The organism is Paracoccus sp. UBA5162 (assembly GCF_002413585.1).
GTDB lineage: Bacteria > Pseudomonadota > Alphaproteobacteria > Rhodobacterales > Rhodobacteraceae > Paracoccus.
In genome coordinates, this window is the sequence record NZ_DHXG01000047.1 from 1 (window position 1) to 9,282 (window position 9,282).

Annotated in this window: 11 protein-coding genes and 1 tRNA gene; 7 read left to right on the forward strand and 5 right to left on the reverse strand. The window is 67.5% G+C overall.

Going from position 1 to position 9,282, the window contains the following annotated elements; translation table 11 throughout:
- Nucleotides 1–226: 226 nt before the first annotated feature.
- The 4 genes from B4A72_RS06805 to B4A72_RS06820 are packed head-to-tail and all read right to left on the reverse strand — an operon-like array spanning nucleotide 227 to nucleotide 2,592.
- A complete protein-coding gene (locus B4A72_RS06805) occupies nucleotides 227–1,108 on the reverse strand; it encodes an energy transducer TonB family protein (protein WP_292978251.1) in 882 nt (293 codons plus the stop codon).
- 23 nt (nucleotides 1,109–1,131) lie between these two features.
- Nucleotides 1,132–1,500, reverse strand: a complete 369-nt coding sequence (locus B4A72_RS06810) for a biopolymer transporter ExbD (protein ID WP_292956766.1) — start codon at nucleotides 1,498–1,500, stop codon at nucleotides 1,132–1,134.
- A 16-nt stretch (nucleotides 1,501–1,516) separates the two neighbouring features.
- Nucleotides 1,517–1,909, reverse strand: a complete 393-nt coding sequence (locus B4A72_RS06815; RefSeq protein ID WP_292978252.1) for an ExbD/TolR family protein — start codon at nucleotides 1,907–1,909, stop codon at nucleotides 1,517–1,519.
- Complete coding sequence (locus B4A72_RS06820) at nucleotides 1,906–2,592, reverse strand: MotA/TolQ/ExbB proton channel family protein (RefSeq protein ID WP_292956772.1); 687 nt, start codon at nucleotides 2,590–2,592, stop codon at nucleotides 1,906–1,908. The genes B4A72_RS06815 and B4A72_RS06820 overlap by 4 nt, the downstream gene beginning before the upstream one ends.
- A gap of 165 nt (nucleotides 2,593–2,757) precedes the next feature.
- Between B4A72_RS06820 and mobA the strand changes: the two genes are divergently transcribed.
- From mobA to B4A72_RS06835, 3 genes are all read left to right on the forward strand, one after another.
- Nucleotides 2,758–3,378 carry a molybdenum cofactor guanylyltransferase MobA gene (mobA, locus tag B4A72_RS06825; protein WP_292956775.1) on the forward strand — a complete coding sequence of 207 codons (621 nt, stop codon included), beginning with the start codon at nucleotides 2,758–2,760 and terminating at the stop codon, nucleotides 3,376–3,378.
- Nucleotides 3,375–4,136, forward strand: coding sequence for a VOC family protein (locus B4A72_RS06830; protein ID WP_292978253.1), 762 nt, complete (start codon nucleotides 3,375–3,377; stop codon nucleotides 4,134–4,136). Before mobA ends, B4A72_RS06830 begins: the two co-directional genes overlap by 4 nt.
- A 67-nt stretch (nucleotides 4,137–4,203) precedes the next feature.
- Nucleotides 4,204–4,749 carry a DUF924 family protein gene (locus tag B4A72_RS06835; RefSeq protein WP_292956780.1) on the forward strand — a complete coding sequence of 182 codons (546 nt, stop codon included), beginning with the start codon at nucleotides 4,204–4,206 and terminating at the stop codon, nucleotides 4,747–4,749.
- Between the two features lie 74 nt (nucleotides 4,750–4,823).
- Here B4A72_RS06835 and B4A72_RS06840 read toward each other — a convergent pair.
- Nucleotides 4,824–4,908: transfer RNA gene (locus B4A72_RS06840), tRNA-Leu, on the reverse strand.
- Nucleotides 4,909–5,089: 181 nt separating this feature from the next.
- Between B4A72_RS06840 and B4A72_RS06845 the strand changes: the two genes are divergently transcribed.
- The 4 genes from B4A72_RS06845 to B4A72_RS06860 all read left to right on the forward strand — a co-directional run.
- A complete protein-coding gene (locus B4A72_RS06845; protein WP_292956783.1) occupies nucleotides 5,090–6,076 on the forward strand; it encodes a complex I NDUFA9 subunit family protein in 987 nt (328 codons plus the stop codon).
- A complete protein-coding gene (locus tag B4A72_RS06850; RefSeq protein WP_414692171.1) occupies nucleotides 6,076–6,879 on the forward strand; it encodes an undecaprenyl-diphosphate phosphatase in 804 nt (267 codons plus the stop codon). The genes B4A72_RS06845 and B4A72_RS06850 overlap by 1 nt, the downstream gene beginning before the upstream one ends.
- 152 nt (nucleotides 6,880–7,031) lie before the next feature.
- A complete protein-coding gene (locus B4A72_RS06855; RefSeq protein ID WP_292978254.1) occupies nucleotides 7,032–8,516 on the forward strand; it encodes an NAD(P)-dependent oxidoreductase in 1,485 nt (494 codons plus the stop codon).
- Nucleotides 8,517–8,530: 14 nt separating this feature from the next.
- On the forward strand, nucleotides 8,531–9,282 hold a 752-nt coding region (locus tag B4A72_RS06860; RefSeq protein ID WP_292978255.1), incomplete at its 3' end, for a hypothetical protein.

The following is a 9,282-nucleotide window of genomic DNA, read 5'->3' on the forward strand; positions in this document are numbered from 1 at the left end:
GGCGTGATGCGCTATGCCAGCGGGCAGGTTGCCGCCGGCGAATGGGAGGACAACCGCCTGATCGACGCCCAGCCCGCCCCGGCCAAGGGCGAGGCGGGCGGCGGCGGCGCAGCCTCCGGCGATGCCGAAGCGCCCGCGCCCGAAGGATGAATGGTCCCCCTCCACCGACGTTTGTCCGCCGCGCGGGCCGGGCGCCTGTCGGCCCTGCCGCTTCGCCGGATCGCGATCAGCGAATCGCGAAGGGCTGCTGGAACGACAATTGCCGCTGCGGCAGGCTGGGCGGGGCGGCGGGGCAGCGCGCCCTGCGGACCGCGCGCAGAACCTGCTGATCGACGCGCGCGTCGCCCGAGGAGCCGTTGAGCGACGCGCCTTGCACGCGCCCGTTCCGGCCGACGACGAAATTCACCGCCATTCGTGCCCCGCGCCCGCCCGACACGCGAGAGACGCTGCGCGCCATGCAGGCGCCGATCTGCTGCCGCCAGCTTGCCTCGATCCGGGCCAGTTGCTGCGGGCTGATACCGCCGCCGCCGCCGGTAGCCTCAGGGCTGGCCTGCATCCGCCCGCCCTGACCCGCCTTTGCCGGCACGGCCTGCCGTTGCGGATCGCGCGGCTCGGGCTGCACCTGCCGCCGCGGTTCCGGCTGTGGCGTCGGGCCGGGACGGGCGGCCGGGCGATCCGAGGCGGTCAGCGTCAAGGCCGACGCGGCCTCGATAGCGGGCGGCTGCAAGGGTCGAAGGTCGGGCAGCGCCGTGCTGTCGATCTGCGCCGCCGGTTCCACAGGCGGCGGGGGCAGGTTCGGGCGGAGCTCGGGCGGGGGTGTCGTCGCAGATTGCGGCATCGCGTCCGCCACCAGCGGCGGTCCGGCGGCCCGCGGACGAATCGGCGCCTCCTCTGGCGCGGCTGGCTGGACGGTGTCGGGGACGGGCTTCGTCTGAACCTCGGGCGGGGCCGACCATTGCGACACCATCTGCCGGATCGCGGGACCGCCCGCCGACAATCGCGCAGGCGCCGCCGCGTCCCGCGCCTCGCCCCGCGCGGCGTCGCGCGGCAGCAGCATCGCGCCCGCCGAGACGTGCAGCGCGGCTGCAATGGTGATGAATCCGGCCATCTCGAGAAATCTGCGCACCAGCGTCAGCCCCCGCCGACCACGAGCCGCAGGTCCGCATCAGAAGCGGTGCGAAGGCGTTTCAGCAGGCGTGCGATCCGGACCCCCTCCACCGCCTCGTCGGCGCGGATTTCAAGCGGACCTTCATCGGTCCGCGCCGCGATCAGCGGCCAGACCGCCTCGCCGCGCGCCGCATCATAGGCCAGTTCGCCCCCGGCCGAGACATAGAGAACGCCCCGGGCCTGCGCGGGAATGTCCGATCGGCTGTCGGGCGGTGTCACATCGAATGGCGGCGCCGGCGCGATCTGCGCGGTGAGCAGGAAGAAGATCAGCAGCAGGAAGACGACATTGATCATCGGGATGATCGATTCGCCGCGGCGCCTGCGGGGGGGCATGTCGATGCGCACGGGCCTATTCCACAAGGATCAGGTCGTCAAATCCCGCGTCGCGCAGCAGGTCCATGACCGACACGACACGCTGAAGATCGGCGCCCGGCGCCGGCCGCAGGATCACCGCGCCGCCATCCTGCGGCATCAGCGGCGCCAGCGCCGCGGCAAGATCGGCGGCTGCGATCGCTACGCCGTTCAACGCCAGATCATCGGCGCCGATCCTGACCAGCCGCGGCGCGCCCTGCCATGCGCTTTCGCCGCCGCCGGCCCCGCCGGCGATGGGCAGGACCGTATCCATGCCGAAACGCGACGATAGCATGAAGAAGATCAGCAGCAGGAAAACGACGTCGATCATCGGCGTCAGCGACATGCGCCGTGGATGCCGGCGCGGCCCGAAATCGAAGCCGCCGGTCATTCCGCCGCCTCGAACAGCCGGGCGGCGGGGCGGCCGGGTGCCGGCCTACGCACGAAGATCCGCGTCGCCAGATCCTCGAGATCGGCCTGCAACCGGTCGGCCACCGATTCGAACCAGCTCAGCGCTACGCCCGCCGGAATCGCCACGGCCATGCCGGCGGCGGTGGTCAGCAGCGCCTCCCAGATGCCGCCCGCCAGATCCGCGGGATCGGCCCGGTTGCCCGAGCTTTGCAGCACCTGGAAGGCCGCGATCATGCCCAGCACCGTGCCCAGCAGACCCAGAAGCGGCGCGATGGTCGCGATCAGTTCCAGCGCCCGCAATCCCTCGCGCGCGCGATACAGGGTCTGGCGGGCAATGCGGGTGGTTTCTTCGCGCGCGGCCTTTTCGCCGATGGCCGGATCCAGCGAGGTGCCTATCGCCGCCTGCGCCACGCGCGCGCGGGCCGAGGGGCGATTCCTCACCGCGGCCAAAGCCTCGGCATGGCGGCCCTGCATCCACAATTCCAGCGCCCGGCGCGAATGGCGGCCGCCCCAGACGCCCAGACGCCACAGCGCCCACAGCTTCCACAGGATCACCGCCAGCGTGGCGACCGACAGCGCCGCGATCAGCCACATCGTCCAGCCGCCATCGCGAATCAGGCCGATCGGCGGCAGCGCGGCAAGGCTCGATCCTAGATCGGACATGACTCAACTCCGGTTCGGGGCAGGATTGGCGGAAAACCTGCGCGGGGCAAGCGGAACACTGGCCTTTCAAGTCGCGCTAGGGTTTTCGACTAAATTTGTCAAGTAATGCGGCGCGCGCATCGGCGGGGTCTTGCAGCGGCTCATGGCTGCGGGCAGGCTTGCGCGATGGAGCGTTTTCCCGCGATCATCCTGGCCGGAGGCCGCGCCACCCGGATGGGCGGCGGCGACAAGCCGCTGCTGGATCTGGGCGGTCGGCCGATGCTGGCCCATGTCATCGTGCGGCTGTCGCGGCAATGCGGTCCGCTGGCGCTGAACGCCAATGGCGATCCGGCGCGATTCGCCGCGTTCGGCCTGCCGGTTCTGGCCGATGACCTGCCCGGATTTCCCGGTCCGCTGGCGGGGATCCTGGCGGGGATGGAATGGGCGGCGGCCGTCGGGGCGGCCAGCGTGGTCAGCGTCGCCGCCGACACCCCCTTCTTTCCCGCGGATCTGGCCACGCGCCTGGCGCGCGCGCGGACGGATGCCGGGCCGGTCATCGCCGCCACGCAAGATGCCTCGGGCGCGCTGGCCGATCATCCGACCTTCGGCCTCTGGCCCGTCGCGCTGCGCGATCCCCTGCGCCGGTTCCTGAAGGCGGGACAACGGCGGCTGCGCGATTTCGCTGCGCGTCACGATGCCGGACGCGCGGTCTGGAAAACGGCCGCGATCGATCCCTTCTTCAACATCAACACACCCGAGGATCTGGCGCGGGCCCGCGCCGGCCCCGGCGAAAGGAGCTCCGGATGACGAAACGCGGAATCGATCATGTCGCGCTGACCGTGCGCGACCTGCCCGGCATGGCGGATTTTTACCAGGCGGTCATCGGCCTTGCGCCGCTGGGCGGCGACGGCGAAACCCGCCGGCTGGGCGCGGGCGGGCGGCTGCTGCTGGAACTGCGCGCCGATCCGGCCGCGAAACCGCGCGATCCGCGCCATGCGGGGCTGTTTCATACCGCCTTCCTGCTGCCCGGCCGCGCCGATCTGGCGCGCTGGTTGCGTCACGCGGAAAGCACCGGAACACGGTTGAGCGGGGCCAGCGATCATGGCGTCAGCGAGGCGCTGTATCTGGATGACCCCGAGGGCAACGGCATCGAAATCTATCGCGATCGTCCCGCGGACCAATGGAATCGCGACGGCGACCGGATCGGGATGTTCACCCGCCGGCTGGATCTGGACGATCTGGCCGGCGTGGCGGACGGGCCGTGGCGGGGGGCGCCCGAAGACAGCCTTGTCGGCCATGTCCATTTGCAGGTGGGCGAACTGCCGCCGGCAGAGGATTTCATGCGGGGCGATCTGGGGCTGAACCGGACATTCGAGGCTCCGGGCGGGGCCTGGTATGGCTGGGACGGCTATCACCATCATCTGGCCTGCAATGTCTGGAACAGCCGCGCCGCCGGCCACCGCGATCCGGCGATGGCCGGACTGGCCGAGGTGGTGCTGGCCGATCCGGCGCGTTCGGGCGCGGTGATGACCGATCCCTGGGGTACGCGCTTTCGCGTCGTCTGACGCTTGCAACCCGGCAGCGCAGGACCGAGGCTGAGCAAGGCGAAATATGCGACGGAAGGGCCCGGCGATGGCGATCAAGACCGCTCAGGATATCCACGATTTCTGGTTCTCGGACCAGATGCGCAGCCACTGGTTCAAGAAGTCGGACCAGATCGACCGCCGGATCATCCAGCTTTTCGGCGAAACCTACGAGGCGGCGCATGGCGGCCGGCTGGACCACTGGATGCGGGATCCGCAGGGGGCTCTGGCCCTTGTCATCGTGCTGGACCAGTTCCCGCGCAACATGTTCCGCGGATCGGGGCGCAGCTTTGAAAGCAACGATCTGGCGCTGCGGCATGCGGGCGCCGCGCTGGATCATGGTTTCGATCAGCAGGTGGAGGCGACCGCGCGGCAGTTCTTTTACCTGCCCTTCATGCACAGCGAGGATCTGCAGGATCAGGATCGCGCGGTCAGGCTTTACGAGGCTCTGGGCGACGAAAGCTCTTTGCGGTTCGCCCGCCAACATCGCGAAATCATCGCCCGCTTCGGCCGCTTTCCGCATCGCAACGCGGTCCTGGCGCGCGAATCGACACCGGACGAGACCGAGTTCCTGAAAACCCATCAGGGGTTCTGAACCGCGACGCGGGCGCGAAACGCCTGCGCCGGAAACGAAAAATCCCGCCGCTCTTGCGAACGGCAGGATTTTTGTGGTGCCCAGGAGAGGACTCGAACCTCCACGCCTTGCGGCACACGGACCTGAACCGTGCGCGTCTACCAGTTCCGCCACCTGGGCAGGTGGTGAGCGGGGTCTCTAAAGCCAGTCGCCGAGGGCGTCAATGGGGCCGCGCGAAAATTTTCGCCGCCGCTTCACGTCGCCGCGCGGCCCGGACCGCGCCGGGCAGGCTGCGGCTTGTCGGCGGGCGCCGGCTTGGCTATTGATCGCAGCGACAGGCGGCACGAAGGAGGCAGCGCTCATGGCGAAACTGGTCACGATCTATGGCGGGTCGGGCTTTGTCGGCCGACAGGTCGCGCGGCTGATGGCCAAGCGCGGCTGGCGTGTGCGGATCGCCGTGCGCCGACCCGACGAGGCGTTGTTCACACGCACCTACGGCGCGGTCGGTCAGGTTGTGCCGGTCCTGTGCAACATCCGCGACGAATTGTCGGTCCGCGCCGCGATGTCGGATGCCGAGGCGGTGGTCAATTGCGTCAACATCACGCAGGCGCAGGGCAAGAGCACCTTCGACAATATCTTTGATGAGGGTGCGTCCCATATCGCGCGAATTTCGGCCGAGACGGGGGTGGCGCGGATCGTCCACATTTCGGGGATCGGCGTGGATCCCGACTCGGACAGCCGCTATGTCGCAGCCAAGGCGCGGGGCGAGGCGGCGGTGCTGGAACACCGGCCCGATGCAGTGATCCTGCGGCCCTCGGTGATCTTCGGGTCCGGCGACAACTTCTTCAACCGCTTTGCCGCGATGTCGCGGCTGGGGCCGGTCATGCCCATCGCGGGGGCGAGGACGCGGATGCAGCCGGTCTTCGTCGATGACGTTGCACTGGCCGCGACAAAGGGCGCCACCGGAGAGGCGGAACCCGGAATCTATGAACTGGGTGGCCCCGACGTGATGACCCTGCGCGAAATCGTCGCCCGGACCCTGACCGTCGTTCACCGCCGCAGGCTGGTCCTGAACATGCCGTTCTGGATCGCCCGGATCGGTGCGACGATGCTGGACGGGGCGCAATACGTGTCTGGCGGGATGTTCACCAATACCGTGCTCAGCCGCGACCAGCTTGCGCTGTTGCGTCAGGACAATGTCGTTTCGCCAGAGGCCAGAGGTCTGAAGGATCTGGGAATCCAGCCGACCGCCGTCGAGGCGGTGCTGGACGATTATCTTTGGCGCTTTCGCCCGTCCGGGCAATATGACGCGATCAAGGATTCCGCCAAGAACCTGCGGAGCCTGTGATGGAATCCGATCCGATTGGCGCTGCGGTCCTCGGGATTCTCGAGGGCCTGACCGAATTCATCCCCGTTTCCTCGACCGGCCATGTCCTGCTGGCCGGGTATTTCCTGGGCTTCGCCTCGCCCGGCCGCGCCTTCGAGGTGATGATCCAGCTTGGCGCGGTGCTGGCCATCCTCAGCGTCTATTCGGCGCGGATCTGGTATTACCTTTCCACAGCACCGCGCGACGCCAGGTCGCGCCGCTTCATCGCGGCGGTGCTGCTGGCATTCGCTCCGGCGGTGGTCGTCGGCGTCGCGGCCTACGATATCATCAAGAAGGTCCTGTTCGAGACACCCGTGCTGATCGCCGTCATGCTGATCCTGGGCGGAATCGTGCTGCTTTTCGTCGATCGCTGGGCAAAAAACCCGCGCTATCAACGGGCCGACGAGTTCCCGCTGTCGATGGCCTTCAAGATCGGTGTGATCCAGACCCTTTCGATGATCCCCGGTGTCTCGCGGTCCGGTTCGACCATCGTCGCGGCGCTGCTTCTGGGGGCGGACCGGCGATCGGCGGCCGAATTTTCCTTTTTCCTGTCCATGCCGACGATGCTGGGCGCCTTCGTCTATGACTTCTACAAGAATCGCGATGTGCTGGACGCGGCGGCGATGGGGGACATCGCCATCGGCTTCGTGCTTGCCTTTCTGACGGCGGTCCTCGTCGTGCGGTGGCTGCTGGGTTACGTCTCGCAGAACGGTTACGCGCTGTTCGCCTGGTGGAGAATCGTCGCCGGAAGCCTTGTCCTGCTGGCGCTTGCGGCTGGTAGGTAAGTGTTACTGACCCAAATCCGGCTCGGTTTGGTCAGGTTTTGTCGTGCAGGGGCAGAAATCTTCAATTTAGGTCAGTGTAACTGACTTTTATTTCCCGCGCCCTTGGTTTATGCGGGCTGCGGGAGTTTCTGTCTTTGGAAGGTTGCGCAGCCATGGCCACGCAGAAGATGTTGACATTCGTCTCGACCCCGCGCGAGATGCCGGAAAAGCGCGCCGCGGCGGAACGGGCCGAGGATTTTCACGAAATCTACCGCGAATACGCCGCCGCCAAGGCTGCCGAGCAGGCCGGGCGATGCAGCCAGTGCGGCGTGCCCTATTGCCAGAGCCATTGCCCGCTGCACAACAACATCCCCGACTGGTTGCGGCTGACCGCCGAGGGCCGTCTGGAAGAGGCTTACCGAGTCAGCCAGGCCACCAATACCTTCCCCGAAATCTGCGGCCGCATCTGCCCCCAGGACCGGCTGTGCGAGGGCAATTGCGTGATCGAGCAATCCGGCCACGGCACCGTCACCATCGGCGCGGTCGAGAAATACATCACCGATACCGCCTGGGACCGGGGCTGGGTGACGCCGTCGGTCCCGCGTCGGGAACGCGCCGAAAGCGTCGGCATCATCGGCGCGGGGCCGGGCGGCCTTGCTGCCGCCGACATGCTGCGCAAGCAGGGATTCCAGGTCACCATCTATGACCGTCACGACCGCGCGGGCGGGTTGCTGACCTATGGCATCCCCGGCTTCAAGCTGGAAAAGGACATCGTCATGCGGCGCAACAAGCTGCTGGAGGAAGGCGGCGTCGAATTCGTGCTGAACTGCAATGTCGGCGAGGATATCAGTTTCGACGCGATCCGCGGCAAGCATGATGCGGTCCTGATCGCCACCGGCGTCTACAAGACCCGCGATCTGGACATCGACAATGCCGAGGCTGGCGGCGTCGTCCGCGCCATCGACTATCTGACCGCGTCCAACAAGGTCGATTTCGGCGACGACGTCCCCGATTTCGAGGATGGAGAACTGAACGCACGCGGCAAGCGCGTCATCGTCATCGGCGGCGGCGACACGGCCATGGATTGCGTCCGCACGGCCATCAGGCAGGGCGCGCAATCGGTGAAATGCCTGTATCGCCGCGACCGGGCGAACATGCCCGGCAGCCAACGCGAGGTCGCCAATGCCGAAGAGGAGGGCGTCGAATTCGTCTGGCTGACCGCGCCCGGCGCCTTTGCCGGCCATGTGACCGGCGAGGCCGCGGCGGCGCAGGAACGCGACGTGGACGGCCTGCCCCAGATCGCCAGCGTCCGGGTCCGCAAGATGCGGCTGGGCCAGCCCGATGTCAGCGGCCGTCAATCGCCCGAACTGATCGAGGGCGCCGATTATGACGAGCCCGCCGATCTGGTCATCAAGGCGCTTGGCTTCGAACCCGAGGAACTGCCCCGGCTGTGGGGCGTGGACGGTCTGGAGGTGACACGCTGGGGCACGATCAAGGCCGATTTCCAGACCCACCTGACCTCGGTCCCCGGCGTCTATGCGGTGGGCGACATCGTGCGCGGGGCAAGCCTTGTGGTCTGGGCGATCCGTGACGGGCGCGAGGCGGCCGAATCGATCGCCAATTTCCTGACCGGCGAGCAGCGTGTCGCCGCCGAATGAGCGAGGTATCAGGGATGCAACGGACAAGCACGGAATGGACCGGGAAATCCACGGCGGCTGTCGCGCGGGTCGGCGCGCGGCGTGACGACGGGCGGGGCGCGCTGACCTGGCTGGCGGCGCTGATTCTGCTGGCCGGGTTTCTGGCCGCGATTCCACTGCCGGGGCGGGCCGCGATCTATACCCCGCCGCAAGGCTGCCGGCTGGATTACACGGTCCAGAACCGGGGCTGTTCGGTCGTGCAATATTACCGCTGCGACGCCGATCCCAAGGGCGATCAGCGCAGCGCCACCTTTGGACAGGAGGGGCTGACCCACCTGTCCCATATCGACGACCAGACCCGCTGGCTTGAAAGCACCGATCCCCAGACCGGTCTGCAGGACGTGCTGGAAAAGGGCGCCGCCGACGATGCCAGCTTCGACACGTTGCTGAACACCGGTTATGACGATTTCGATTTCTGGACTGTCTCGAACACGGGCGAAAGGCTGCGGCACGTCGGCTTTGACGAACTGACTGGCGAAACCGTCACCATCGACGGGGTCACGCTGGAAAAGACCCGCTTCCAGCTGACCACCTTCAGCGAGAGCGGCGAGGTTCTGATCGAACGCAAGGGCCAGCAGTTCATCAGCCGCAAGATGCGCCGTTTCTATGGCGGCATCGAGCAGCAGCGCGACTGGACCGGGCAGCAACTGAACACCGATGACAGCCCCGTGCTGTTCAGCTTTCCGGGCGAAAAGGGCTTTGGCGACACCACGCCGCAATTCGACTG

Excerpts from the sequence above, each read along its gene's own strand:
- B4A72_RS06805 (WP_292978251.1), bottom strand. The coding sequence starts at position 1,108 with ATGGCCGGATTCATCACCATTGCAGCCGCGCTGCACGTCTCGGCGGGC.
- B4A72_RS06810 (WP_292956766.1), bottom strand. The coding sequence starts at position 1,500 with ATGCCCCCCCGCAGGCGCCGCGGCGAATCGATCATCCCGATGATCAAT.
- B4A72_RS06815 (WP_292978252.1), bottom strand. The coding sequence starts at position 1,909 with ATGACCGGCGGCTTCGATTTCGGGCCGCGCCGGCATCCACGGCGCATG.
- B4A72_RS06820 (WP_292956772.1), bottom strand. The coding sequence starts at position 2,592 with ATGTCCGATCTAGGATCGAGCCTTGCCGCGCTGCCGCCGATCGGCCTG.
- mobA (WP_292956775.1), top strand. The coding sequence starts at position 2,758 with ATGGAGCGTTTTCCCGCGATCATCCTGGCCGGAGGCCGCGCCACCCGG.
- B4A72_RS06830 (WP_292978253.1), top strand. The coding sequence starts at position 3,375 with ATGACGAAACGCGGAATCGATCATGTCGCGCTGACCGTGCGCGACCTG.
- B4A72_RS06835 (WP_292956780.1), top strand. The coding sequence starts at position 4,204 with ATGGCGATCAAGACCGCTCAGGATATCCACGATTTCTGGTTCTCGGAC.
- B4A72_RS06845 (WP_292956783.1), top strand. The coding sequence starts at position 5,090 with ATGGCGAAACTGGTCACGATCTATGGCGGGTCGGGCTTTGTCGGCCGA.
- B4A72_RS06850 (WP_414692171.1), top strand. The coding sequence starts at position 6,076 with ATGGAATCCGATCCGATTGGCGCTGCGGTCCTCGGGATTCTCGAGGGC.
- B4A72_RS06855 (WP_292978254.1), top strand. The coding sequence starts at position 7,032 with ATGGCCACGCAGAAGATGTTGACATTCGTCTCGACCCCGCGCGAGATG.